At 70.1% G+C, this 25,814-nt stretch carries 23 protein-coding genes; 12 read left to right on the forward strand and 11 right to left on the reverse strand.

Annotation, left to right across the window (positions count from 1 at the left end):
* Positions 1-2: 2 nt before the first annotated feature.
* The 3 genes from GJR97_RS04055 to GJR97_RS18675 form a co-directional block, all read right to left on the reverse strand.
* On the reverse strand, positions 3-2,054 hold the full coding sequence (locus GJR97_RS04055) for a hypothetical protein (RefSeq protein ID WP_154345199.1): 2,052 nt from the start codon (positions 2,052-2,054) through the stop codon (positions 3-5).
* Positions 2,051-2,503, reverse strand: a complete 453-nt coding sequence (locus GJR97_RS04060) for a hypothetical protein (protein WP_154345200.1) — start codon at positions 2,501-2,503, stop codon at positions 2,051-2,053. Before GJR97_RS04060 ends, GJR97_RS04055 begins: the two co-directional genes overlap by 4 nt.
* 90 nt (positions 2,504-2,593) lie before the next feature.
* Positions 2,594-5,428: a YfhO family protein gene (locus tag GJR97_RS18675; protein WP_154345201.1), complete on the reverse strand. Its 2,835-nt coding sequence runs from the start codon at positions 5,426-5,428 to the stop codon at positions 2,594-2,596.
* 137 nt (positions 5,429-5,565) lie between these two features.
* Here GJR97_RS18675 and GJR97_RS04070 point away from each other — a divergent pair, with 137 nt between their 5' ends.
* Together GJR97_RS04070 and GJR97_RS04075 are read left to right on the forward strand one after the other, a co-directional pair.
* Positions 5,566-6,507, forward strand: coding sequence for a glycosyltransferase (locus tag GJR97_RS04070; protein ID WP_129233186.1), 942 nt, complete (start codon positions 5,566-5,568; stop codon positions 6,505-6,507).
* A 1-nt stretch (position 6,508) separates the two neighbouring features.
* Complete coding sequence (locus GJR97_RS04075; protein WP_129233187.1) at positions 6,509-7,420, forward strand: NAD-dependent epimerase/dehydratase family protein; 912 nt, start codon at positions 6,509-6,511, stop codon at positions 7,418-7,420.
* Between the two features lie 28 nt (positions 7,421-7,448).
* Here GJR97_RS04075 and GJR97_RS04080 read toward each other — a convergent pair whose 3' ends face one another.
* On the reverse strand, positions 7,449-8,639 hold the full coding sequence (locus GJR97_RS04080) for a glycosyltransferase (protein WP_154345202.1): 1,191 nt from the start codon (positions 8,637-8,639) through the stop codon (positions 7,449-7,451).
* Positions 8,640-8,755: 116 nt separating this feature from the next.
* Here GJR97_RS04080 and GJR97_RS04085 point away from each other — a divergent pair, with 116 nt between their 5' ends.
* From GJR97_RS04085 to GJR97_RS04110, 6 genes are all read left to right on the forward strand, one after another.
* The gene (locus tag GJR97_RS04085) at positions 8,756-9,739 is read left to right on the forward strand and encodes a lysylphosphatidylglycerol synthase domain-containing protein (protein WP_129233189.1); all 984 of its coding nucleotides are present in this window, start codon (positions 8,756-8,758) and stop codon (positions 9,737-9,739) included.
* 202 nt (positions 9,740-9,941) lie between these two features.
* On the forward strand, positions 9,942-11,129 hold the full coding sequence (locus tag GJR97_RS04090; RefSeq protein ID WP_195760604.1) for a glycosyltransferase family protein: 1,188 nt from the start codon (positions 9,942-9,944) through the stop codon (positions 11,127-11,129).
* Between the two features lie 12 nt (positions 11,130-11,141).
* Positions 11,142-12,059, forward strand: coding sequence for an ABC transporter permease (locus tag GJR97_RS04095; protein ID WP_154345204.1), 918 nt, complete (start codon positions 11,142-11,144; stop codon positions 12,057-12,059).
* Positions 12,060-12,070: 11 nt separating this feature from the next.
* Positions 12,071-12,970: a glycosyltransferase family 2 protein gene (locus tag GJR97_RS04100; protein WP_324613125.1), complete on the forward strand. Its 900-nt coding sequence runs from the start codon at positions 12,071-12,073 to the stop codon at positions 12,968-12,970.
* Positions 12,971-13,017: 47 nt separating this feature from the next.
* Entirely contained in the window at positions 13,018-14,247 is a 1,230-nt protein-coding gene (locus tag GJR97_RS04105; RefSeq protein ID WP_154345205.1) for an ABC transporter ATP-binding protein, read from the forward strand.
* On the forward strand, positions 14,244-15,077 hold the full coding sequence (locus tag GJR97_RS04110) for a glycosyltransferase family protein (RefSeq protein WP_154345206.1): 834 nt from the start codon (positions 14,244-14,246) through the stop codon (positions 15,075-15,077). The genes GJR97_RS04105 and GJR97_RS04110 overlap by 4 nt, the downstream gene beginning before the upstream one ends.
* 7 nt (positions 15,078-15,084) lie before the next feature.
* Here the strand turns inward: GJR97_RS04110 and rfbA are convergent, their stop codons facing one another.
* Both rfbA and GJR97_RS04120 read right to left on the reverse strand, forming a co-directional pair.
* The gene (gene rfbA / locus GJR97_RS04115; RefSeq protein WP_154345207.1) at positions 15,085-15,954 is read right to left on the reverse strand and encodes a glucose-1-phosphate thymidylyltransferase RfbA; all 870 of its coding nucleotides are present in this window, start codon (positions 15,952-15,954) and stop codon (positions 15,085-15,087) included.
* A 3-nt stretch (positions 15,955-15,957) separates the two neighbouring features.
* Positions 15,958-16,569 (reverse strand): dTDP-4-dehydrorhamnose 3,5-epimerase family protein, encoded by a 612-nt coding sequence (locus GJR97_RS04120; RefSeq protein WP_324613126.1) that lies wholly within the window; start codon positions 16,567-16,569, stop codon positions 15,958-15,960.
* 74 nt (positions 16,570-16,643) lie between these two features.
* Between GJR97_RS04120 and rfbB the strand changes: the two genes are divergently transcribed.
* Together rfbB and rfbD are read left to right on the forward strand one after the other, a co-directional pair.
* The gene (gene rfbB / locus GJR97_RS04125; protein WP_324613127.1) at positions 16,644-17,642 is read left to right on the forward strand and encodes a dTDP-glucose 4,6-dehydratase; all 999 of its coding nucleotides are present in this window, start codon (positions 16,644-16,646) and stop codon (positions 17,640-17,642) included.
* Between the two features lies 1 nt (position 17,643).
* Entirely contained in the window at positions 17,644-18,492 is an 849-nt protein-coding gene (gene rfbD, locus GJR97_RS04130; protein WP_324613128.1) for a dTDP-4-dehydrorhamnose reductase, read from the forward strand.
* Between the two features lie 57 nt (positions 18,493-18,549).
* Here rfbD and GJR97_RS04135 read toward each other — a convergent pair whose 3' ends face one another.
* Together GJR97_RS04135 and GJR97_RS04140 are read right to left on the reverse strand one after the other, a co-directional pair.
* Positions 18,550-20,067 (reverse strand): glycosyltransferase, encoded by a 1,518-nt coding sequence (locus tag GJR97_RS04135; RefSeq protein WP_154345209.1) that lies wholly within the window; start codon positions 20,065-20,067, stop codon positions 18,550-18,552.
* Complete coding sequence (locus GJR97_RS04140; RefSeq protein WP_154345210.1) at positions 20,064-20,339, reverse strand: hypothetical protein; 276 nt, start codon at positions 20,337-20,339, stop codon at positions 20,064-20,066. Before GJR97_RS04140 ends, GJR97_RS04135 begins: the two co-directional genes overlap by 4 nt.
* 51 nt (positions 20,340-20,390) lie before the next feature.
* On the opposite strand from GJR97_RS04140, the gene GJR97_RS04145 reads away from it, so the two are divergent.
* Both GJR97_RS04145 and GJR97_RS04150 read left to right on the forward strand, forming a co-directional pair.
* Positions 20,391-21,371 carry a glycosyltransferase gene (locus GJR97_RS04145; protein WP_154345211.1) on the forward strand — a complete coding sequence of 327 codons (981 nt, stop codon included), beginning with the start codon at positions 20,391-20,393 and terminating at the stop codon, positions 21,369-21,371.
* 124 nt (positions 21,372-21,495) lie between these two features.
* Complete coding sequence (locus GJR97_RS04150) at positions 21,496-22,632, forward strand: glycosyltransferase (protein ID WP_324613130.1); 1,137 nt, start codon at positions 21,496-21,498, stop codon at positions 22,630-22,632.
* Between the two features lie 45 nt (positions 22,633-22,677).
* Here the strand turns inward: GJR97_RS04150 and GJR97_RS04155 are convergent, their stop codons facing one another.
* From GJR97_RS04155 to GJR97_RS04165, 3 genes are all read right to left on the reverse strand, one after another.
* Positions 22,678-24,042, reverse strand: coding sequence for an LCP family protein (locus tag GJR97_RS04155; RefSeq protein WP_154345212.1), 1,365 nt, complete (start codon positions 24,040-24,042; stop codon positions 22,678-22,680).
* Positions 24,039-24,506, reverse strand: coding sequence for a 5-(carboxyamino)imidazole ribonucleotide mutase (gene purE, locus GJR97_RS04160; RefSeq protein WP_154345309.1), 468 nt, complete (start codon positions 24,504-24,506; stop codon positions 24,039-24,041). Before purE ends, GJR97_RS04155 begins: the two co-directional genes overlap by 4 nt.
* 114 nt (positions 24,507-24,620) lie before the next feature.
* Positions 24,621-25,763, reverse strand: coding sequence for a 5-(carboxyamino)imidazole ribonucleotide synthase (locus GJR97_RS04165; protein ID WP_154345310.1), 1,143 nt, complete (start codon positions 25,761-25,763; stop codon positions 24,621-24,623).
* Positions 25,764-25,814: the final 51 nt, after the last annotated feature.

Below are 25,814 nucleotides of genomic sequence, written 5' to 3' on the forward strand. Positions count from 1 at the left end.
ACCTACGGGACGGTGACGGTGCGACAGCCCGCGGACGTGGTCGAACCGGGGCCCGACTTGTTGATGGCGTACGCGCAGATCGAATGCGGTCCCGGGCCGAGCCCCGCGAGATCGGCGCGGAACCCGTGCAGGTCGCCCATCCCGGGGAAGACGTCGCCGAGGCCGTCCTTGACGAGGCTCGCCTCGACGGACGCCGCGCCGACGCCGTCGACGTACACGTGCACGCGGATGGGATCGACGGTGTCCGGGTCGAACGCCCAGCCGCGCACGAAGGCGGTCCCCTTCTCAGCACCGGCAGCGGCTTCGTCGACCCAGATCTTCGGGGATCCCTGCGGCATGGCCACGTCGATGCACCCCAACCCCGCATTGCCGCCGTCGCCGACGTTGATGGCGTACGCGCAGACTCGGTGCGACCCCGGGGTCACGCCGGAGAGTCGGGCCGAGAACCCGTGAGCGGTGCCGTAACCCGGCCACGTCGGTGTCGCCCGCTCGACATCGGCGGCGATCGACGCCCAGCCCCGTCCGTCGACGTAGACGTGCACGCGGATCGGATCGACGACGTCCGGATCGTAGGCCCACCCGCTCACGTCGATGACGCCGATGTCCGGTGCCACGGCTGATTCGAACCGGCCGATCGGGGAGCCGCTCGGCATGGCCACCTGGGCGCACCCGATCCGCTTGTTCGAACCCGCGGCGACGTTGATCGCGTACACGCAGAGGCTGTGGGTGCCGGGGGCGACGCCGCCGATCGTCCCGGCGAATCCGTGCCGGTCGCCGAAGCCCGGCTTGGCGCCATCCAGGCCGGCCTTCACCGCGTCCGCGGCGATCGAGGCGCGACCGACCCCGTCGACGTAGACGTGCACGCGGATCGGATCGACCGTGTCGGGGTCGATCGCCCAGCCGCGGAACGTGATCTGGCCCGGCGCACCGGCGGCCTCGTCGATCACGCCGAACGGGCTCGCCGACGGGATCGCGACCCGGACGCACCGCAGCAGCGTGTTCGATCCCGCTCCGACGTTGATGCCGAAGACGCAGACGGACCGCACGCCCGGGTCCAACCCGCCGACTCGAGCCGTGAAGCCGTTCGCACCGGTCGAGGTCGGCTGATCGGCCGCGACGGAGGACTTGCCGACACCGTCGACGTAGACGTGGACGCGGATGGGCGAGGCGCTGTTCGGGTCGGATGCCGTTCCGCTGACCTCGATCGCGCGGTACCCCCCGACGGCTCGCGTCACGTCACCGCTCGGCGAGTCATTGCCCTTCGTCGATCCGAACCAGTCGGTGAACAATCGCCAGAAGTTCCGGTTGCCGTAGCTCGAGCACGAGTCGCCCGTTCCGTAGAGGTTGGCCAGGGCCGCGGAGTTCGGCGTGTACGGCGTGTAGAGGTAGAGCCCGGCGGTCGCCTGGTTCTTGATGTAGACCGTCTTCGTCCCGCATGCGCTGTTCGGGTGGTAGAGGATCGAGTTGTTGCGTCCCGCCTCGTACGCGCGACCGGTCGGGGCGGCAGCGTACCGCTTGAACTGGAGCGCCGCCGAGTACACCTGGTTGAAGAAGCCGTAGTACTGGCTGTCGCAGTCCGCGGTGTCGGGGCACCCGTACCCGGTGGCGCTGCGATACTGCCGATCGGTCGGCGAGGAATCGGTGACGAGGCTCTGCTCCTTCTCGATGAGCACGATGAGCGAGCGCGGGTTGATGCCGCACGCCTGTGCGACGTCGTAGATGATCTGCGCCGCCGACTGGTTCGATCGTCCCGAGTACGCGCTGCAGCGGCCGGACTCGCCCGACTTGTTCGACGTCGTGGTGCGGTAGTCCTTCAGGCACGTCGGCCCCGTCGTCGCCGTACAGGTCGGCACCCTCGCATCGAGGAACGACTGGATCGCGGAGGCGCTCATGGTCGATCGGTCGTAGAAGACCTGGTCGCTGATGATCATGCCGGGGTCGAAGTCGCGGGCGTCCGCTGCGCTGGCGGTGGAGTCGCCGGACACGGCATCGACCGCCGCGACTCCTGCGACGGCGACGAGGATCGCGACGACCGCGAGAACGATACGCCTCATTCGGGCACCTCGACCGTCGTCGAATCGCTTCGCACGTCGAGATAGCGCAGGGAGACCGACCAGAGTCCGGGACCGAGCTCGTCCCCGGTCACGTACACCGATCCGCAATCGAGGCTGCTCGGCCCGGGCTGCGGGGCCGTGGTCCGCGTGACGGTGGATCCGGCGAGGGAGAACTCGAACGCGCAGTCGACCGCATCGTCCAGGGAACCGTCGACGAGACCCGACGCGATCACCTCGCCCGACGGCTCGTTCCACTCCACGTGCGTGAGCAGCGGCGTCACCGCGGGCGCGCTGGTGGACGCCGATGTCGGATCGGGCGACGCGGTGGGACCGGTCCCCTCGGTCGAGGGCGTCGGCTCCCCGACCACGCCGGACGCGCCGCAGGCCGACAGGGTCGCGAGGCAGGCTGCTCCGATGAGCACGGCGATGCCCGTGTCCGTCGCACGCATCCGTGCCCCCTCCCGTTCGCACGTCGTCCGCGCCGACAGGCTAGCCGTGATGCCCCGCGACGGAGAGACGCCACGCCCGAGCAGCCGGGGTCAGTCCGAGTCGTCGGCGGTCCGCCGCCTCGACCGGAGCCACCATGCGCCGTAGCCCGTGGCGAGGCCGAGCAGCGTGACGAACGTCACGATCGTGCCCGTCGCGAATCCCGGCGGCGAGTACGACAGGACGACCCGGTGCTCGCCCTCGTCGAGTGCGACCGCGGCTGCGACGTGGTCTGCCGCGATCATCTCGGCCTGCTCGCCGTCGACCGTGGCCGACCAGCCCGGGCGCCGGAACGAGTCCTCGACGACGAGGAGCCCGTCGCCGTCCTCGACGACGACGCGGAACTCCTGCCGATCCGTCGAATCGGTCTCGATGATCTCGATGGCGGCGTTCGAGCCGGCATCGATCGGCTGCCGTGGCTCGGCGTCGAGCACGGCCGTGGCGGCGCCGACGAGTCCGGAGTCGAGCAGGTCGACGCGCGCGTCGGAGTCCTCCTCGACGATCGCGTCATCCGCCCAGTGAACCCGCTCCGCGGCACCCTGCCGCTCCAGGATCGTCGCATCGCCGGTATGCACGACCTGCAGGCCGTCGTCGGCGGGTCGGACGACGTCGATCGCGACGTCCGCGTCGGCGGAACTCGCGATGCGGTACTCCGAGTCGGCGCCCTCGATCGAGAGGCGAGCGAACCACTCCACGTCGTCGGCGATGTCCTCGCCCATGACGGCGACCGACCGTGTGCCCGAGGTCGCCGGAACCCAGGTCGACGTCTCGGTCAGGACGGAGCCCGACGAGGCATCCACGATGTCGACCACGAGGCGGATGCCGTCCGCGGACGATGCGACGCCCTCGTCGATCGTGTAGGCGACGCCGCGGACGGGACCACGTTGCAGCGCGCTCTCGAACACGCCCTCGCCCGCCGCCCGAACCCCGCCGACCCGGGTGGCCAGCTCCACGTCGCCCGGAAGGGCGACGCCGGGGTCGACCACGAGGTACCGGACGGCGAGGCGATCCAGCACCGGGGACCGCCCGTACTCCCCGAGCCCGTCGGCCTGGAGGGTGGAGTAGGTCGGGCTCTGCAGCGCACCGTCGTCGACGGCGAGCATGAGGTCCTTCCATTGCGGCGTCATGAAGGCGTGGCCGCCGACGGCTCGCTGACGGTAGACCGAGCTGGAGCCGGGCAGCGTCACCTGGCCGACCGAGGCGTATCGACTCTCGCCGAGATTGTCGTCCAGGTACCGGTAGGTCGACGTGCTCGGGTAGAAGGTCGAGGTCGCCGACGTCGGCCACCATGCGGACGCCACGAGCGTCGCCGGGATCACGAGCACGATCGGGATCACCACGGCAGCGATGACCCGGTAGACCGCGCGACGTCCGAAGTAGGTCAGGACGACCATGCCGGCCGCCAGGACCGCGGTGATCGCGATGGCGGCCACCTGATGGCGGACCTCGCCGAGCCGTTCGCCGGGAACGCGGCGAAGGGCGTACAGCACGATGCCGACGGCGCCCGACGCGAGAACCGCCGGGACCGCGAGCCGACCGGCCAGGGCCAGCCTGCCGCCGATGCTCGAGCCCGCCCACGTGCGGCGCAGGTCGGCCCCGGGAGCATCCGGAGACAGCATCCTGTCGAACCCGATGGCGGCGAGGATCGCGGCGCTGAAGCCGACGATCACGCGCAGCCTGCCGACCGGGTTGTTCGAGAAGATGGGCAGCTCCTGGGCGAAGCCGAGCAGCGGCCCGCCCACGTAGACCAGCACGACCGACACGCCGAGCGCGGTGGCGAAGAAGACAGCCACGCCCCGTTGGACTGATCCGCCACGCCGGAAGAGCGCCACCGTCGCGAGCAGCACCAGCGCCACCGCGCTCGCGTACGACAGGTGCTCGACGGGATGGCCGCCCCAACTGCCGATCGTGGGTCCGCCGTTGATGTCGGGCACGAGCGCCGAGGCGAGGTCCTCGACCGGGAGGTGGGATGCAGACGACTGCCGTCGGATGGACAGGTCGATCACGTTGAGCGCGTTGACCGCGAAGGGGACCAGTTGCCACGCGGAGAGCAGCAGGCCGAGCAGCACGCCGCCTGCGGAGACGAGTCCCGAGACGATCACCGCCCGCACGCCGGAGCGCATCAGGATGGCGCGCACGACGACGTAGGCCCCGCCGAGGTACAGGGCATACCCCGCGATGGCGGGGAAGCCTCCGAGCATCATGCCGGCGACGGCGAGGCCGACCGGAAGGATGTCGCGCAGGCGCGCCTCGACCGCAGCGCGCTCGAGTGCCCAGAACAGCAGCGGGATGAACGCCGCCACGCGGGTCTGGGGCCAGTTGGTCCACGCGATCATGAATCCCGATGCCGCGAACACGATGCTCGCTACGGGCCAGGTCTCCTGGCGGATCCCGAGGCGGCGAAGGAACAGGGACATGCCGATCGTGATGAGCGCGATCTCGAGCAGCTTGACGAACGCGGGCGCGAGCGCACCGGGAAGGATCCACCACGGAAGGGAGAGCGGGGAGTAGACGCCGAAGTTGGGCAGTCCGCCGAGTTCGGCGCCGCCCGCGACGTAGGGGTTCCACCCCGCCGGACTGCCGGCGCGGACCGAGTCGACGAACAGCAGGGTCTGGGGCGCGATGGTGTCGATCGTGTCCCCGATGAGTCGGTTCGTGATCGGCGACATGTCGGCGAGCTCCGACTGCCATGGGGGCACCGCGGCGAGGAACTGGGTGCCGAGGAAGGTCCCGACCCCGATCAGGGGAAGCCCGATGCTGACCACGGTGAACAGCGCGAGCGCACCCCACGACGCGACGAGCCCCCACGGCACGTTCGCGAGGCGGGCGGGGATCGCGGGCGCGCCCGATGCCGGGCGTCGGCGGTGCGGGGGCGTTGCCGTCGACACATTCTCTCCTTGGTGGGGGACCGGGACATTCTACGGATACCCGGCCGCGAGCACGCGGCGGGCCGGCCTCCGGTGAACTGAGATAATGACGTGCACGTCGCGTCGACGTGCACTCCGCGTCCCCACCAGAGAGCCCCATGAAGGTATTCGTCCAGATCCCCTGCCTGAACGAGGAGGAGACCCTCCCCGCAGTGCTGAAGTCCATCCCCCGCGAGATCCCGGGCGTCGACGAGGTCGAGATCCTCGTGATCGACGACGGGTCCACCGATCGGACGGTCGAGGTCGCGAAGGAGCTCGGCGTCACCCACTTCGTCCGCCACGCGCGGAACATGGGGCTCGCGCGATCGTTCGCCGACGGCGTCGACTACGCGCTGCTGCACGGTGCCGACGTCGTGGTCAACACCGACGGAGACAACCAGTACCCGCAGGAGCGGATCGCCGACCTCGTCCAGCCGATCATCGAGGGTCGGGCCGAGGTCGTGGTCGCGGATCGCCAGACCCAGAAGGTCGAGCACTTCTCGCAGTTCAAGAAGATCATGCAGCGCTTCGGCAGCTGGGTGGTCAACAAGGCCGCCGGAACGGACCTGCCGGATGCGGCGAGCGGGTTCCGCGCCTACTCGAAGGAGTCGTTGATCCGGCTGAACGTCGTCACTCGGTTCAGCTACACGATGGAGACCATCATCCAGGCGGGATACAAGCGCCTCGCGATCACGAGCATCCCGATCGAGACGAACCCGAAGACGCGCGAGTCGCGGCTCTTCAAGAACATCTGGCAGCACATGGCGCTGTCGGGATCCGCGATCGTGCGGGCGTATCTCATGTACCGCCCCTACATCGTCTTCGCCACGCTCGGCGTGATCCTCGCGGTGCTGGCCCTCATCCCGTTCGTCCGGTACCTCACGCTGCTCGCCCTCGAGGTGCAGGGCGACCACATCCAATCGCTCCTCATCGGCGCAATCCTGGCGACCGGCTCCCTGCTCTCGTTCGCACTCGGCGTCATCGCCGACCTCACGAGGATCAATCGGTCCCTGAGCGAGGACTCCCTCGACCTCCTCAAGCGGCAACGGTACGGTCGCTAGCGTGCGAGCGCTCGTCGTCGGGGCGAACGGATTCCTCGGCTCACACCTGGTCGATGCCCTCGCCGCGGCCGGGCACGACGTCACCGCATTCGACCGGTTCAGCACCGATCGCCGCGCGTTCGACGCCGACGTCGCCACCCTTCGCGGGGACTTCGCAGACGCCGAGGCCGTGGCGCGCGCGGTCGCCGGACACGATCGGGTGTTCCACTTCGTGTCGTCGACGACACCCGCGACGGCAGGAAGCGATCCCGTCCTCGATGTGCGCGGCAATGTCATCCCGTCGATCGCCCTCCTGCGCGCGTGCGCCGAGGAGGGCGTCTCGCGCGTCTACTTCGCGTCGTCCGGTGGGGCGGTCTACGGCGACCTCGGCGCGTCGCCCGTCCACGAGGACATGTCGCCGCATCCCGTCTCGCCGTACGGCATCGGGAAGCTCACCGTGGAGTCGTACCTCGGGTACTTCGCGCGGACCGCCGGGCTCGCATCGGTGGCGCTGCGGATCTCGAACCCCTACGGCCCCAGGCAGCGCGCGACCCATGGCCAGGGCCTCATCCCGATCGCCCTTCGCGCGATCGCCGCCGGCGAACCGGTGCTGCGCTACGGCGACGGCTCGATGGTGCGCGACTACCTCTACGTGGAGGACGCCATCCGCATGATCGTCTCGATCGTCGAAGCGGAGCCCGAGCACCTCGTGTACAACATCGGCAGCGGTCGCGGCACCACCGTCAACGAGGTCATCTCCGGCCTGGCTTCGGTGACCGGGATCGAGCCTCGCGTGGAGCAGCGCGATCAGCCGCCGACGTTCGTCCAGGCCTCCGTGCTCGACATCTCCAGGTTCACCGCCGAGTTCGGCGGGCCCGAGTTCACCCCGCTCGACGAAGGCCTCGAACGGACCTGGGCGTCGATGCGCCGCTGAGCCGGCGGTCGGCCGACCGACTCGGACTTCAGCTGGGGCGGACGCTCGCCACGGTCGTCAGGAGTTCGCCGTACTTCGCTCCGACGGCGTCGGCGGAGTACTGCTCCGCGGTCTCCCGGGCCGCTGCTCCCAAGCGCTGACGCAGCGCCGGATCGTCGACGAGGGCGTCGAGCGTCTCGGTCAGGCGGCCCGTGTCCCCCGGCGGCACCAGGACGCCGTTCACCCCGTCCTCGACGGCTTCATTGATCCCGGGGACGTCCGATGCGACGATGGCGCATCCGGCCGCCATGGCCTCGAGCAGCGCGACCGGAAGGCCGTCCTTGTCGCCCGACGCGGCGAGCACCGAGGGGAACACCGCGAGGTCGCACGCGGCGTACCGCCGCACGAGCTCCGCACGACCGAGCTGCCCCGCGAACGTCACGTCCAGTCCGAGCGCGCGGGATTCGAGCGACGCCCGCAACGGTCCGTCGCCGACGACGGTGAGCGAGACCGTCGGGCCGGACCCGAGTTCGCGCAGCGCGTCCAGCAGCACCTCGAGCCCCTTCTTCTCGACCAGCCGACCGACGAACAGGATCCGCGTCCGATCAGGTTCGGCCTCGACCGCGGGAACGGCCTGGACCGCGGAGAGATCGGCCCCCATCGGCAGGACCTGCACCGCGTCGGGCTCGGCACCCAACTCGATCACCCGTTCCCGCATCTCCGCGTTCATCACCGTCACTGCGCGCGCCCAGCGGACCACGCTGGACTTGAGCGCGCGCAGCGGCCGAGCGTTCAGCGCATAGAGGTCGCCGCCGAGCGTCGTCAGGAGCGCCGGCGTGCGGCTCAGGGCCAGTCGGGCGACGACGCCCTGAGGGATGATCCAGTGGACGTGCGCGACGTCCGGCCGCCAGTCGCGGGCCGCCCGACGCGTCGCGATGAACTGCGCGACGAAGAAGGGCAGGACCTGCAGCCACCGTGACCGCTTCTCGCGGAGGTTCTCGATGATGGCCCCGTCGGCCAGGTCCTCCCAGCGGCGCGGGAAGTAGCCGTACCGGCGGATCTCGAGCGCGCCGAGACGCTCACGTTCGGGCGCTCCGGGCACGCGCGGCACGACGACCATGACGTCGAAGCGCGCGGCCTCGCGCTCGGCGAGGTCGCGGACGAACGCCGGGGTGCCATCGGACGCGTGCGCGGGGAACGTGGACGCGAGGACGAGCAGTCGCGGCTTCTGGCCTGCCATGTACGGGACCTCCAAGATGACGTCTCGGCCATCGGGTTCCGGGTGACGGCCTCCGACAGTCTACGGACGCGCAGGCTGTGCGAAACCGCAGCTCGCATCCGGGATAATCGGTCCGGATGAGCACCCTGTCGCGTTATCGCAAGCCCCTCCAGTACGCCTTCGCCCTGGTCGCGCTCGCCGCGATCGTCTGGATCGTGGCGGCCAACTGGGATGCGTTCTCGACCGCCGTGCTCGGAATGGAGCCGTGGTGGCTGCTGGGGTCGCTCGCCGCGGGGGCCGTCGCGGTCGTGTGCTCGATGCTCGCGTGGCGATCGATCGTGATCGCGTTCGGCCACCGGGTCTCCCGCGCCGACGCCTCGCGGATCATCTTCATCTCTCAGATCGGCAAGTACATACCCGGAGGCGTCTGGCCGATCGTGGCAGGGACGGCGCTGGGCATCCGCGCCGGCATCCCGGGACCCATCACCGCCGCCACCATCCTGGTGCAGCTCCTCGTGAGCGTCGCCACCGGCTCCGTCGCGTCGATCGGCGTGCTGTTCGCATTCCCGCAGCTGCAGGAGTTCGCCTGGCTGGTCTGGGCGGCGGCCGCCCTCGGCATCCTCCTGCTGCTGCCTCCGGTGATGGAGCGCTGGCTCCGGTGGGGGTTCCGACTGATCCGGCGCAGCTCGACCCTTCCCGAGTCGATCGGAGCGGCATCGCTGGGCGTCGCCACGCTGTGGTCGTTCGCGAGCTGGGCGGCATTCGGGTTGCACCTGTGGTGCGTCGTCTCGGCGACGGTCGGACCCGACCCCGAGCTGATCCTGCTGTCCGTGTCGGCGTTCGCGTTCGCCTGGGTGGTGGGCTTCCTGTTCATCATCGCCCCCGCCGGCGCCGGCGTCCGCGAACTCGTCCTCGGCGTCGTGCTCGCGTCGAGCGTCGGGTCCGCGGCACTGCTCGGCATCGTGATCGTCAGCCGCATGATGCTCCTGGTCGTGGATCTCGCCATGTTCGGCGGCGCGCTGGTCTCCGCTCGACGCACGGCCGGAGGCGACCCTGCCGCGCTTCCCGACGGACTCCGCCCGGACGGTCCGGACGAAGCCGCGGGTGCGCCCGCCGACTAGCCGGGCGATCCGGGGGCCGACGTTCGCCCTCTCCCACAGGGTGTGGAAGGATCGAGTACCCGCCCCGCACACCCGAGAGCCCTGAATGTCCCCGAACCGCACGGAATCCTCCGCGCCAGGCGTCGAGGGGGTCATCGCCGACCACCTCGCGATCTGCGACGGTGCGAAGGCTGCTGGTCCCCAAGGAACCGTCGTCTTCTGCGTGTCCACCGACGACCCCGCCGAGGGGAAGGGCGACCTCTTCGTCGCCCTCGGCCTCGCTCGCGCGCTCAGTCGCAACGGCTGGGGGGTGCGTCTCTGGCCGATGAGCCGGTGGAACGATCCGCTCCCCGATGCGGATGTCGTCGTCAGCATGATCGAGTCGTTCGTGCCCGGAGGCGTCGCCGCGGGGACGGTGCTGCTCGGATGGGTCCGGAACTGGACCGAGCGGTGGGTCGAACTGCCGTTCCTCGCCGCGTTCGATGGATTCCTCGCCTCGTCGGCGGCGACGGCCGAGGAGATGCGCGCACGGTACGACGGCCCCATCGGCGTGCTCCCGATCGGCGTCGACACCGACCTGTTCGATGGCGCCGCCGAGGCCCCCCGGCCCGTCGACATCGTGACGACGGCGAACTTCTGGGGTGCCGAGCGCGAGCTGCAAGGCGCCATCGACTCCGTGTCGGAACACCATCGGATCGACTGGTACGGGCAGAACGCCGAGCACCTCGACCTTCCGGACGGCATCGTCCATCGAGGCTCGGTTCCGTTCGAGGAACTCCCCGCGGTGTACGGCTCGGCGAAGCTCGTCCTCGACGACCTGATCCGACCCGCGAAGGCGTTCGGCAATCACAACAGCCGCCTCTTCGAGGCCTTGGCGTGCGGAGCCCTCCCGATCACCAACACCAGCTCGGGCCTCGCCGAACTCGGCCTCTCCGACGTGCCCTCGTACGGAGGCGAGACCACGCTGGTCGAGGTCGTCGACGGCCTGCTCGCGGACGACACCGGTCGCGAAGCCGTCGCGGGCCGGCTCCGCGCGATCGTCCGGGATCGCCACTCGTACGCGGCACGCGCGGAGTCGTTCGAGGCGTTCATCGCGCCGGTCCGATCGGCCGGTCGACGGCAACGGCCGGACTGGCTGGGCTGGGCGACCGAGGTGCGCGAGTCGCTTCGCACAGCGGAGTTCGCGTTGGACGAGACCAGGTCCGGCCTGCACGCGGAGCAGCAGCGGACCAGGAACCTCCGATCGGAGCTCGACCAGACGCACGCCCGCCTGAACGAGGTCGCGACCCGCTTGAGGGCCATCGAGACCCATCCGGTCTACCGGACGCTGTCCAAGGCCGCCCGCGTCGCGAAACCCGTGCCTCGCCCCGCTCGCAAGGACGCGCAGGGAAGACCGAAGTCGAGCGAATAGACTCTCCACGTCATGAGTACCTCCTCCGATGCCTCCGCGCTTCGCGCTGCTCGCTTCCGCACGCTCTCAGACCTCCCCATGGAGGAGACCGCGAAGGACGGCGGCGGCTACAGCCTCCGCGGATCGCTGAAGGAGATCCTCGGACGGCGGGAGATGCTCGGCCTGATGGTGCGCCGCGACCTCAAGGCGCGGTACAAGGACTCCTCACTCGGGTTCTTCTGGTCGCTCGTGCGACCGCTCACGCAGCTGGCGATCTACTACGTCGTGCTGGGCCAGTTCCTCGGCGCAGCGCGAGGCATCCCGGACTTCGCCATCTACGTCTTCACCGGCCTCACCGCCTACACGCTCTTCAGCGAGATCGTCCTCGGCGGAGCGGGGTCGATCGTCGGCAATGCGGGCCTGGTGAAGAAGATCTACCTCCCCCGCGAGATCTTCCCGCTGGCCTCGATCGGCTCGGCGATCTTCAACTTCGCGATCCAGCTCGGCATCCTGCTGCTGGCCACCCTCGTGCTGGGTGCGTTCCCCCTCCACGCCGGCCTCGCCTACTTCTTCCCGTCGCTCGCGATCCTCCTCGTCTTCGGCGCCGCCCTCGCCCTCCTGCTCGCGGCGATCAACGTCTTCCTCCGGGACGTGCAGTACCTGATCGAGGTCGTCGTGATGCTCCTGATGTGGGCATCGCCGATCGTCTACAGCTGGTCGATGGTCAAGAGCGTCGTGCAGCCGTGGGTCCTCGAGCTCTACACGAACAACCCCATCACGCTGGCGGTGCTCGGGTTCCAGAAGGCCTTCTGGACGGCCGGCGCCGACGCCTCCTATCCGGACGACCTCCTGCTGCGCCAGGGCATCGCGATCCTCGTCGGTCTGGTCGGGCTGGTCGCGGCGCACGCGGTGTTCAACCGCATGCAGGGCGACTTCGCGCAGGCGCTGTAGGTGCACCGGCCGTGACCCGCGCGCACGTGACCACGATCGTCGTGGCGTACAACTCCAGCAGCGTCCTTCCGGGCCTGCTCGCCTCACTCGAGGCCGCCTCGACCGACGACGTCGATGTCGACGTGGTCGTCGTCGACAACGACAGCCGCGATCGGGACGCGAGCCGAAGGGCTGCCGAATCCGGTGGCGCGAGGTTCCTCGCGCTCGACCGGAACCTCGGCTACGGGGGCGGGGTGAACGCCGGTGCCGGGACCATCGCGGACGGCGACGGATACCTCCTCGTGTGCAACGCCGATCTCAGGTTCGCGCCCGGTTCCATCGACGATCTGGTGCGCTTCGCCGAGGCCCACCCCGAGGCCGGCGCGTTCGGTCCCGCCATCCTGAACGAGGACGGCACCGTCTATCCGTCCGCCCGCCGGTCCCCCACCCTCCGCGAGGGGGTCGGTCATGCGCTGCTCGGCGGAATCGCACCGCGCAATCCCTGGTCCCGTCGATACCGCGAGGAGTCGGTTCGCACCGACGGCCCGCGGCCGGCCGGATGGCTTTCGGGAGCCTGCCTCCTGATCCGCACCGACCTGTTCCGCCGGCTCGGCGGTTTCGACGAGAGCTACTTCATGTACTTCGAGGACGTCGACCTCGGCGACCGCGTTCGCGCATCCGGCCAGTCGAACATGTACGTCCCCGGCGCCCGGGTGACCCACCTCGGGGCTCATTCGACGAGCGAGGTCTCCACCCGCATGCTCGCAGTCCATCACGACAGTGCGTATCGGTACCTCTCGAGGCGCTACCCCGCGTGGTGGCAGGCACCGGTCCGCTGGCTCCTCCGGGCGGGCCTCTGGATCCGTCTCCGGTGGGTCACGCGCCGCGCGCGGCCACTCGCGACCGGCGCCGGGCGAACGGCGCACTCCTGACCCGCCCACTCCTCACCGACATCCACGCAGAAACGGAGCGACTCCGCATGGCCAGCACTGGTTCGGTCAGCCCGGCCGGGCAGACTCCGGCTCCCGAGGTCATCAGCCTCCAGGACATCTCCAAACGCTTCGTCATCCGCAAGGACAACTCGCTCAAGGAGCGACTCGTGACGCTCGGGAGGGCGGGTCGCCGTCACCGCGAGGAGTTCTGGGCCCTTCGCGGTCTGACCGCGCAGCTCGAGGCGGGGCAGACCGTCGCCCTCATCGGGCACAACGGTTCCGGCAAGAGCACGCTGCTCAAGATCATCGGAGGGATCATCGAGCCGACGCGGGGCACTGTGCGACGGCGTGGCCGCATCGCGGCTCTGCTCGAGCTCGGCGCGGGCTTCCATCCCGACCTCACCGGGAGGGAGAACGTCTTCCTCAACGCCTCGATCCTCGGCATGTCGCAGTCGGAGACCGAGGCGAGGTTCGACGACATCGTCGCGTTCTCCGGGATCGGCGAGTTCATCGACACGCAGGTCAAGTTCTACTCCTCCGGCATGTACGTGCGCCTCGCCTTCGCGGTGGCCGTGCACACCGACCCCGACATCCTCCTCGTCGACGAAGTGCTCGCCGTCGGAGACGAGGCGTTCCAGCGGAAGTGCCTCGACACCATCAAGCGGTTCCAGACCGAGGGCCGCACCATCATCCTCGTGACGCACTCGATGGGGCAGGTGTCCGAACTGGCGGATCGCGCCATCCTCCTGCATCACGGCGAGGTGATCCAGGACGGAGATCCCAACGCCGCGATCGCCGCCTTCCGCGACCTGCTGGAGAGCGAACGCCGCGACCAGGAACGGGATGCGCCGAGCAACCCGGTGCTCGAGAACGGCCGCGTCCTGTCGGCGAGCGTCCAGGTGGCCGGCCGCGCCGCCGACGAGCCGTTCCAGCCGGGCGACGACATCGTCATCACCACCACGCTGGAGCACACGAGCGGCATCGCCGAGTGGGTCTGCGCCGTGCAGATCGACAACGTCATGGGACAACCCGTCTGGGGTACGACGACGCGTCGCGTCGGAATCGAGCTCGCCCCGTTGGAGGGCACCCGGACGCTCGCGCTCACGGTCGACGATGCGATGTTCGCCGGTGGCAAGTACTTCGTGAACGTCTCGCTCATGGACTTCGCCGGGCGGCACCTGCACGACCTCGTCCAGGCGACCAGCTTCAACGTCGCCGACCAGCCGGACGCCGCGGGCTCGATGTACGCACGTCCGCGTTTCAAGGTCGTCGATTGACGGTCGTGGACCGGATGCGGCGACTCGTCGCCCGCGTCGGGCGTCGCGCCGCCCGAGCGCGTCGGACCATCCTGCTCCGACGCACGGAGCACGGGCGATTCGGCATGCAGGTCCTCGCTGGCCACCCCGGCGCCGAGTCGCTTCCCGTTGTGATGGCCCTGTGGTCGCGCCCCGAGCGCGCGACCGGGATCCTCGCCGAACTCGCCGCCCAGGAGGGAACGCCTCCGATCCGGCTGTGCTGGTGGAACAACGCGCCGGGCAACGACGCGGCGTACCGGTCCGCCGTCGACGCGCTGTCGCGGACCGGCGCGATCGCCAGCGTGGAGTACCGGTCGAGCCGCGTCAACATCGGCGGCCTCGCGCGGTTCCTCGTGATCCGACGCCTTCGACGCCAGGGGTACGCGGGCCCAGTCGTGCTCCTCGACGACGACCAGGTGATCGGCGCAGACTTCCTCGCACGGCTCGCGGCGCGGTTCGCTCCGCGCTCGGCACGCGGCGTATACGCCTTCCGTCAGCACGGCTCGTACTGGTCGCGCGAGGCGATCGAGGACGGCGATGCCGCGAGCTACGTCGGCACGGGCGGCTGCATCGTCGATGCGGCGATCGTCGACGATCCAGACTTCTTCAGCGCGCTGCCGGACCGGTACCGATTCATCGAGGACCAGTGGATGAGCTTTCGCGCCCGCGCCCGCGGTTGGGACCTCGAGAAGGCCGACGTACCGTTCGAGTTCGTCCTCGACGAGCGCAACCAGTACCACGGCCTCATCGAGCGCAAGGACGAGTTCTTCGCCTACCTCTACAACTCGCGCCCCGACCTGCGCCCGATGTGATCGGCGCTCAGGACTCGGTCGCGAGCAGGTGCTTCAGGTACTGCCCGTAGCCGCTCTTGACGAGCGGCGCGGCGAGTTCGCCGAGCTGCGCGTCGTCGATCCAGCCGGCGCGCCACGCGATCTCCTCGATGCAGCCGATCTTGAAGCCCTGCCGGTCCTCGATGACGCGGACGTACTCGGATGCCTGCATCATCGACTCGAAGGTCCCGGTGTCGAGCCACGCGGTACCACGGTCGAGCACCTGCACGTTGAGCCTGCCGGCTTCGAGGTACCGCTCGTTCACCGTCGAGATCTCGAGTTCTCCACGCGCGCTGGGCTCGATGGTCTTCGCGATCTCGACCACGTCGTTGTCGTAGAAGTACAGGCCGGGAACGGCGTAGTTGCTCTTCGGCTCGGCGGGCTTCTCCTCGATCGAGAGCGCGGTGAAGTTGTCGTCGAACTCCACGACGCCGTATGCGGTGGGGTCGCTCACCTGGTAGGCGAAGATGACAGCGCCCTCGATGTCGTTGTGCTGCCGCAGTGCCGAACCGAGTCCGGTGCCGTGGAAGATGTTGTCGCCGAGGACCAGCGCGACCGACTCGTCGCCGATGAACTCCTCGCCGATGATGAAGGCCTGGGCCAGCCCGTCCGGTGACGGCTGCACGGCGTACTCGAGGCGGATTCCGAGGTCGGAGCCGTCGCCGAGCAGCGCCTTGAACTGGGCGTTGTACTCGGGCGTCGTGATGATGAGGATCTCGTTGATGCCCGCCATCATCAGCGTCGACAGCGGGTAGTAGATCATCGGCTTGTCGTAGATGGGCATGAGCTGCTTCGAGATGCCCTTGGTGATCGGCCAGAGCCGCGTGCCGGATCCACCGGCGAGGATGATGCCGCGCATCGGTCAGTTCCCCTTGGAGTTCAGCGAGTCGTAGAAGGCGCGAGCGGCCTCCCAGGTGGGCAGCAGTCCGGATGCCGCGGCCTCGGCGAGGCTCGGAGCGTCGGTGTCCTTCGGTGAGAGCAGCAGTTCGCCGGCGTCGAGCGAGAAGTCCAACCCGATCTCGGGGTCGAGCGGGTTCACGCCGTGCTCTCGCGGCGCGTTGAACGGCGCGGTGACGAGGTAGCTGACCGTCGCGTCGTCCGTGAGCGCGACGAAGCAATGGCCGAGACCCTCGGCGATGTAGATCGCCCGCCGATCCTGCTCGTCGAGCATCACCGAGTCCCACTGGCCGAACGTGGGCGAGCCCACACGGATGTCGATGACGAAGTCGAGCACCGCACCACGCGTGGCGGTGACGTACTTCGCCTGGCTCGGCGGGATGTCGGCGAAGTGGATGCCGCGCACGACGCCGCGCTTCGACACCGACGTATTGGCCTGCGCGAGCGACAGCGGGTGCCCGATCGCCTCCTCGAGGCGATCGAAGCGGTACCACTCGAGGAAGACGCCGCGGTCGTCGCCGAACTGCTTCGGGGTGATCTCGTAGCTGTCGGGGATCTTCAGTTCGCGGATCTGCACCCCGGAAGTCTACCGAAGCCCGGCCGCGTCGCCCGATCACAGCGGTCACCGAGGACCTCGGTAGGATGAAGCGCGTGTCAAGACTCCTCGTGACCGGCGGTGCCGGCTTCATCGGCTCGAACTTCGTCCACTACGTGCTCGCCAACACCGACCACACGGTGACCGTGCTCGACAAGCTCACCTATGCCGGCAACCTCGCCTCGCTCGACGGACTGCCCGAGGACCGCTTCCGGTTCGTGAAGGGCGACATCCAGGACGCCGCGCTGGTCGACGCGCTCTTCGCCGAGCACGACGCCGTCGTGCACTACGCCGCGGAGAGCCACAACGACAACTCGCTGGCGAACCCGCGACCGTTCCTCGACACGAACATCATCGGGACGTACACGCTGCTCGAAGCGGCCCGCAAGCACGACACCCGCTTCCACCACATCTCGACCGACGAGGTCTACGGCGACCTCGAGCTGGACGACCCGGCGAAGTTCACCGAGCAGACCCCCTACAACCCGTCGAGCCCCTACTCCTCGACCAAGGCCGGCAGCGACCTGCTCGTCCGCGCGTGGGTGCGTTCGTTCGGCGTGAAGGCGACGATCTCCAACTGCTCCAACAACTACGGGCCGTACCAGCACGTCGAGAAGTTCATCCCGCGCCAGATCACGAACGTGCTGCGCGGCGAGCGTCCGAAGCTCTACGGCAAGGGCGAGAACGTCCGGGACTGGATCCACGCCAACGACCACTCCTCGGCGGTCCTCACGATCCTCGAGAAGGGCGTCATCGGCGAGACCTACCTGATCGGCGCGGATGGCGAGCGCAACAACAAGGACGTCGTCGAGCTCATCCTCATGACCCTCGGGCAGCCCGCCGACGCGTACGACCACGTCGTCGACCGGCCCGGCCACGACCTGCGGTACGCGATCGACTCGACCCGCCTGCGCAGCGAGCTCGGCTGGGAGCCGCAGTTCTCCGACTTCGAGTCGGGCCTGGCCGACACGATCGCGTGGTATCGCGACAACGAGGCATGGTGGGCTCCGCAGAAGGACGAGACCGAAGCGAAGTACAAGGCGCAGGGCCAGTAACGTGCGCGTGCTCATCACCGGCGCGAACGGGATGCTGGGCCGGGACCTCCAGGCGGCGCTCGCCGGGCGAGAGGTGACCGCGCTCGGTCGCGCCGACCTCGACGTGACGGATGCCGCCGCCGTCGGCGACGCCGTCGCAGGGCATGACGTCGTCGTCAACTGCGCCGCCTACACGAAGGTCGACGACGCCGAGGCGCACGAGGACCAGGCCTATGCGGTGAACGCGACGGGCACGGCGATCCTCGCAGGGGCCTGCGCGGCGATCGGGGCGCGCCTCGTGACCGTCTCGACCGACTACGTGTTCGACGGCAACGCCACCGAGCCGTACGCCGAGGACCTCCCCCGCGATCCGATCAACGCCTACGGACGCACCAAGGCCGCCGGCGAGGAGCTCGCGCTCGCCGCGCACCCGAGCGGGACCTACGTGGTCCGCACGGCCTGGCTGTACGGCGCCCACGGCGCGAACTTCGCGCAGACGATGCTCAACCTCGCGAAGTCGAAGGACACGTGGTCGGTCGTCGACGACCAGCTCGGCCAGCCCACGTGGACGGCCGACCTCGCCGCCCAGATCGTGGCGCTGCTCGACGCGGACGCTCCTGCGGGCATCTACCACGGCACGAACTCCGGCCAGGCGACCTGGTACGAGTTCGCCAGGGCGGTGCTGGAGGAATCCGGCCTCGACCCCGAGCGCATCACGCCGACCGACAGCTCGTCCTTCGTCCGCCCGGCTCCACGTCCGTCGTACTCGGTCCTCGGACACGAGGCGTGGGCGGCAGCCGGGATCGCGGAGATGCGTCCGTGGCGCGACGCGCTCGCCGAGGCCGTCCGGTCCGGCGCACTCACCAGCTGAGCCGAACGAGGGCGTCGCGGCATCCGGTCGGCGTCGGATGGCGCGACGCGCTCGCGGTCAGAGCATGCGCGAGTACATCTCGACCTGCATCCGGCGCGACCACCGCGACTGCAGCGTGGAGATGTCGGTGTCGAGGATCTTCGGATCCCGCGTCTTGGACTCGAAGTGGTACAGGCGCGCCCAGGGCGAGAACACTGCGGACCGGTCCGTCGCGCGGATCTTCATGTTCAGGTCGACGTCGTTGTAGTTGCCCGGGAAGGCGAGGCTGAAGCCGCCGACCTCGAGGAACACGTCGCGTCGGACGAGCGCGCAGGCCGCGGTGACGCCGGAGACCTCGTGATCGACGCTGAGCGACTTGATCGAGTCGTCGCGCCCGCCCTCCCAGCCGAAGGCGGCGTGACCGGCGACGCCGCCGGTGTAGACCTGCCCGGAGTGCTGCAGCGTGCTGTCCTCGAAGTAGAGCTGCGCGCCGACGATGCCGACACCCGGCTGCCGCGCGAGGCCGACCATCGTCTCGAGCCAATCCGGCGTCACGATCTCGACATCGTCGTTGAGCAGCATCAGGAACTCGCCGCGCGCCGCGGCGGCGCCGCGATTCATCTTGCCGCTGAAGTTGAACGGCGCATCCCACAGCACCAGGCGCAGGCGGTCGCCGCAGATGCGCTCGAGCTCCTCGACGACCGGCGTCGGCGTCTCGGCATCCGCCACGATCACGACCTCGACGTTCCCGTAGGTCGAGCCCTCGATCACGCCGCGGGCGGCCTCGACGACGAGTGCGCGTTCGGTGCCGCCGATCTCCGCACTGCTTCCGCGGGTCGGGATGACGACCGAGACCAGCGGCTCGTCGTCGACCGAGTAGCGCACGCGCCGGAGGAACGGCTCGACCTGGTCGACGCTCGCGCGGATCCCTCGAGACGCCAGCTCGTGCTCGACGACCCGACGCTGTGCGTCGGACGTGCCGGCGTAGTCGTCGTGCGCGAGATCCTCCACCGCGAGGACCTCGGGGAGCAGCGCGACCGTCTCGCCCGCCCGATCGAGCCGGAGCACGACGTCGAGGACCTGCGAGCGACGCGCGTCGGCGCGAAGCCCGCCCAGGCGACGGAGCGCGCCGACGCGGACCGCGACGACCGGGCCGAGGTAGTCGTTCCCGAACAACCGGAGCGGGGAGAACAGCGGTCGGAGGAGCGGTGCCCCATGGTCGGTCGTGGAGTCCCCGTAGGCGGCCTGCACCTCGGGGAACCGCGCGAAGAACCCGTCGAGCTTGGCGATGCCGTCGGGGACGACGCGACCGCCGCGCACGATGACGAGCACCTCCGCGGCGGTACGTGCGATCAGGTCGTCGAGGCTCGCGGCATCCGCCTCGGTCAACGTCGCGCCGGTCTCGCGCGCGGCGTGGGCGAGGTCGGCCCGCATCGCCTCGTCGACGCCGCCGTGTGCGACGAGGTACACGGAGCCCGGTGCGACGCCGGCCGCGATGACGGCGTCGACGGCGCGCCGTCCCTCGCCGGCGGCGAGGCCGGCCGCGTCGATCCAGACGTCGTGCCGGCCGGGGGCGACGGCCTGCTCGGTGCTCATCCGAGCAGCCGCCGCTTGATGACGCGTGCGGCGCGGATCGGCAGGGTGACGACGCGTCCGGCACGCCACGTCGTCGAGGCGCGCATGGAGGCGAGGTTGCGCTCGACCGCGACCACTTCGGTCGGTCCCAGCAGGTCGGCGGTCCGGAGCTCCCGGAGCTGCTCCTCGAGACCGATGACCCGGTCGAGGAGCTCGAGGTGCTGCTCGACCGTCCGTTCCTCGGGGGTCAGGCCCGTGTCGGACCTCCCCTCGGCCCAGTTCGCATCAGGCACGGCGCTCACGCTCGATCTCTTCCTTCCGTCGGCGGGACGTAAGCTAGCCTAATGCCCCGTTCGCGACCGCCCCGAGCACCACTGGCGACGGTCACGGCGTCGCCGCCGGCCGCCGTCACGGCGCGCGTCATCGCCGTCGTGCCGACGTTCCACCCGGACCACGACGTCGTCGAGAACATGCGGTCGCTTGCCTCGCAGGTCGACGAACTCATCGTCGTGGACGACGGCACGGGCCCCGCGGCGGACGAGGTCCTCGAGAGGATCGGCGACGAGATCGCGAACAGCCGCCGGATCCGCCTCGAGCGCAACTCGGGCATCGCGCGCGCGCTGAACGTCGGCGTGCGAGCGGCGATGGACGACGGCGCCGACTTCGTGGTGAACACCGATCAGGACACCGACCTCCCGGCCGGCTACGTCGTGGCGTGCCTCGAGACGTTCGCACGCGCGAACCGCGTGACGCGGGTGGGCATCGTCTGCACCGATCGCGTCAACGGCCAGCCCTCGATCCCGACGTGGTTCTCGCCCGAGGGCATCGGCCTGGTTCCGGAGGCGATCCAGTCGGGATTCGTCATCGCGCGCGAGTGCCTCGAGTCCGCCGGCCTGTTCGACGAACGACTCGTGATCGACTGCGTCGACACGGAGTTCTGCCTCCGCGTCCGCGACCACGGGTTCCGCATCGCGATCGCCGAGGACACCGACATCACCCACGCGCTCGGTGAGATGGTGCCCTTCCGGCCGTTCGGCCTGACGCTCGCGCACCGCGACGGCGGGCACCTGTACCAGTACCACTCGCCGTTCCGGCAGTACTACATCATCCGCAACAACATCGATCTCGTCTTCCGGAACTTCCTCCGTCGCCGGCGTTGGACCCTCGCGGTCGTGAAGCGCCAGATCGGCCCGACCTTCGATGCGATCGTGAGCGGGCCCAAGCGGACGAAGCACCTCGTCGCGACGGTCGTGGGCGGGGTCCACGGCCTGCTGCGCATCAGGGGACCGATCCCCCCGCGCCTGCTTCGCTACCTGCGGAGCTGAGCCCGCCCCCGCCGCCTGTGAGCGATCTCGACGACGTCAGGGCGACACCCCGCTAGTCTTTCTTGGGCCGTCGCATGCCGATTCCCCTGCGAGATCACCGAGCCGGCCGAAGGAGAGGACCGAGGTGACCACGACCCTCCGGTTGATCGTCGACCAGATCGTCGCGCCCGTGCCCGGGGCGGTCGGCCGGTACACGCGCGACCTCGCCGGCGCGCTGATCGAGTCCACCCCGTCGGGCTGCGAGGTCGAGGGCATCGTCTCGTCGTCGCTGCCCGGCGACTACGCGCGACTCGAAGCCGAGCTGCCCGGCCTGTCGGGCCTCTACAAGTCCTCGCTCGCGCGGCGCGAGCTCGCCGCTGCGTGGCAGTTCGGCCTGACCACCTCCCCGGGTGGCGGGATGATCCACGGGACGAGCCTGTTCGCGCCGCTGCGCAAGCACGATGCCGACGCAGGCGACCAGACGGTCGTCACGGTCCACGACGTCCTCGCGTGGACCCATCCCGAGGCGCTGAGCTCGGCATCCGTCGCGTGGCAGAAGGGAATGCTGAAGCGCGCTCGCAAGCACGCCGACGCGGTCGTCGTCCCGACGCACGCGCTCGCCGATCGGCTCTCGATGGTCGCGGACTTCGGGGATCGGATCCGCGTGATCGGCACCGCACCCCGAACCGGACTCGGGGTCGGCCCCGACGCCGAGGCACGCGCGGCGCGACTCGGCCTCCCCGAGGCCTACCTCGCCGTGTCGGGCACGCTCGAGCCCCGGAAGGGACTCGTCGACGTGCTGACGGCGCTCGGGCGGCCCGGCGCGCCCGACATCCCGATCGTGGTCATCGGACCAGAGGGCTGGGGCGACCAGCACCTGGCGCAGACCGCCGACGAACTCGGCGTCGACGTGCGCCGCGTCCACCGCTTCGACGATCTCGCCGCCGAGGACCTCGCGGTGGTGATCGCCGGCGCGACCGCCTACCTCGCCCCGGCGCGCGACGACGACTCGGGCACCGAGCTCATCGAGGCGTTCTCCCTCGGGTCTCCGGTCATCCACTCGGACACGCCCGCGTACCTCGAGGTCTCGGCCGGCGCCGGCCTCACGGTGCCGATCGGCGTCGACGACGGCTACGCCGACCGGCTGGCCGCCGCGATCACCCGCGTCGTCGAGGATCGCGACGCGGCGTACCGCCTCGCGGTCTCGGGCCACGACCGTTCGCGCGCGTACGACTGGCGCGACGCGGCGGAACGGGTCTGGCACCTCCACGCCGATCTCTGAGCGCCGCGGCGCCGCGCAGGCCCGAGCGGTGCGCGGCGGACCTCGTCAGCCCTCGTCGGGCTCCGTCGTCGGCGGGATGAGCGCAGTCTCGATCATCTGCCGGATCGCCTCGTAGTCGGGGTCGAGCGGATCCACGCCGTTGTCGGGCACGAGCGGCACGTCGACGATGGGCAGTTCCCTGGTCTTCCCCGCGAGATCGACGAAGTACCCGAGCATCGACTGCGGGACATCCGTCTTCACGACCTGGGAGCCGGCCGCCGCGACGTCCTGGAACTTCGAGAGGACGTTCGCCGCGTTGAACTGGGCGAGCACGGCCTCCTGGATCTGCAGCTGCCGGGCCATCCGGTCGTAGTCGCTCGTGCCGTGGCGCGAGCGCGCGTACCACAGCGCGTGGTAGCCGTCGAGGTGCTGCTCCCCGGCGGGGATCCACTCGGCGACCGTCGTGAAGGTCTCGTCCGCGTGGATCGGCACGTCGTGCGGGACCTCGACCGTGACGCCGCCGAGCGCATCGATGAGCTGCTGGAAGCCGGCCATGTCGATGAGCACGTAGTACTGGATCGTCAGTCCCGTGATGCCCTCGGCCGCATCGCGCATCGCCTCGATGCCCGGCTCGCTCCCCTCGGCGACCGCGTCGGGGTAGCGCTCGGGACTCTTCAGCTCGACCTCGGTGTAGATCGAGTTGAGCTGGCACACGTCGACGTCGCAGACGCCGTTCGCCCCGTAGCCGTCGGGGTAGGTCGCGCGCATCGGCGAGGACTCGTCGAAGGGGACGTTCGTCAGGTCGCGCGGGAGGCCGATCGTCACCGCCTGGCCGGTCTCGGCATCGATGCTCACGACGCGGATGCTGTCGGGGCGCAGGCCCTCGCGATCCGGCCCGGCGTCTCCGCCCAGGAGCAGGACGTTGTAGCGCCCGTCGACGGGCGGTTCGCTCGGACCGGCGACGAAGACGGACGACAGGAAGCCGCTCGCGGTCGTCGCGACATAGGCCCCGTAGGCGGCGCCCCCCGAGACCAGCACCATGGCGGCGATCGCGAGCGCCGCGATGCCGCCCCGCGCGGCCGGGACGGTCTTCACGAGGCGGACGAGCCGGAGCGTGTCGAACGTGAGCACGACCCAGAGCACGGCGTAGAAGACGGCGGCGATCGCGATGAGCCAGAGGACGATGCTGTTCGACGCGAGCGTGTAGACGACGGCGGGTGCGACGAGCCACGTGACGAACGCGACGACGACGAGCGCCCACAGCGCGAGCGTCGCGCCCAGCCCGAGCCGCCCGAGACGGTGGTTGCCCGCGAGCGACTGCGCCGACCCCGGGATCAGGATGTTCAGGCCGACGAGCCACCAGCCGCGCCGCGTCATGATCGGGCGCGACCCGGTGTCCGGGTAGCGGATCGGGCTGTCGGCGAGGCTCATCGGCTCGACTTCAGCCGTTCGTTCTTCTCCTCGACGAGCGCCGCGAGCGCGTCGGCGTACTCGGCGAGGGCGTCGCGCAGCGCGTCGTCGGCGGTGGCCAGGATCTTGACCGCGATGAGGCCGGCGTTCTTCGCTCCGCCGATCGACACGGTCGCGACCGGGACGCCGGCGGGCATCTGCACGATCGACAGCAGCGAGTCGAGTCCGTCGAGCCGGGAGAGCGGCACGGGGACGCCGACCACGGGGAGCGTGGTCACGGATGCGAGCATGCCCGGCAGGTGGGCGGCGCCGCCGGCGCCGGCGATGATGACGCGGATGCCGCGGCCCGCGGCCTCCTTGCCGTAGGCGATCATCTTCTCGGGCGTGCGGTGCGCCGAGACCACCTCGACCTCGTGTGCGATGCCGAACTCATCGAGGAGTTCCGACGCGTCCTTCATCACGGACCAGTCGGAGTCCGAGCCCATGACGACGCCGACGAGGGGGGTGGAGGGGTTGCCTGCGATCACTCGAACGATATTAGGGCCGACTGCTGCGAGTTCCCCGCAGCGGCGCTCCGCCGGGCCGCTCGCCGCAGGTGCTCAGTCCTGCAATGCGGCGGCCGCTGCGCGCGCCTCGTAGACCGCGTCGTCGAGGTCGTCGCCGATCGCGGTCACGTGGCCGACCTTCCGGCCCGGGCGCGGTTCCTTGCCGTAGTTGTGGATCTTCACGGTCGGGTGCGACGCCAGCGCGTCGGCGTACCGTTCGGCGAGCGTGCCCTCGGCGGGGCCGCCGAGGAGGTTCACCATGACCGCCCATTCGGCGTGGCATCCGGTGCCGCCCAGGGGCAGGTCGAGCACGGCGCGGAGGTGCTGCTCGAACTGGCCGGTGGTCGCGCCGTCCATGCTCCAGTGCCCGGAGTTGTGGGGTCGCATCGCGAGCTCGTTCACGAGCACGCGGTCGTCGGTCGTCTCGAACATCTCGACCGCGAGCACGCCGGTCACGTCGAGCCCCTCGGCGATGGCGACGGCGACGTCGGCGGCGACGTCGGCGAGCCGTCCCGCCGAGTGCGGAGCGGGGGCGATGACCTCGCTGCAGACGCCGCCGACCTGCACGGTCTCCACGAGGGGCCAGGCGACGACCTCGCCCGACGGGCGACGGGCGACGAGCTGCGCGAGCTCGCGGCGGAAGTCGACGAGCTCCTCGACGAGCAGCGCCCCGTCGCGGCCGTCCTCCGCGACCGCGGCGAACCATTCGGCGACCTCGGCCGCGGTGCGCACCACGCGCACTCCCTTGCCGTCGTAGCCGCCGCGCGGCGTCTTGACGACGGCCGAGCCGCCGTGCTCGGCGATGAAGGCGTCGAGCTGGTCGGGGCTCGACACGCGCGCCCACTCCGGGACGGGGAGGCCGAGGTCGGACAGGCGCTCCCGCATGAGGAGCTTGTCCTGCGCGAAGCGGAGGGCGTCGGGACCGGGGTGCACCCGGATGCCGGCCTCCACCAGCGCGCGCAGCACGTCCTGCGGCACGTGCTCGTGATCGAACGTGACGACGTCGACCTCGCGCGCGAACGGGAGCACCGTCTCGATGTCGGTGTAGTCGCCGACGCGGTCGGCCGCGAGCCCGGCCGCCATGCCGTCGGCCTCCGCGAGCACCCTGAGCTCGACGCCGAGCTCGATCGCCGCGGGGATCATCATGCGGGCGAGCTGCCCTGCGCCGATCACTCCGACTCGCACGTGACGCACCATCCGTTCCCACGACGCCGATCGCCGCGACATCCCAGTCTAGGGCGACCGCTC

This window comes from Agromyces kandeliae (assembly GCF_009674665.1).
In the GTDB taxonomy this organism is placed as follows: domain Bacteria; phylum Actinomycetota; class Actinomycetes; order Actinomycetales; family Microbacteriaceae; genus Agromyces; species Agromyces kandeliae.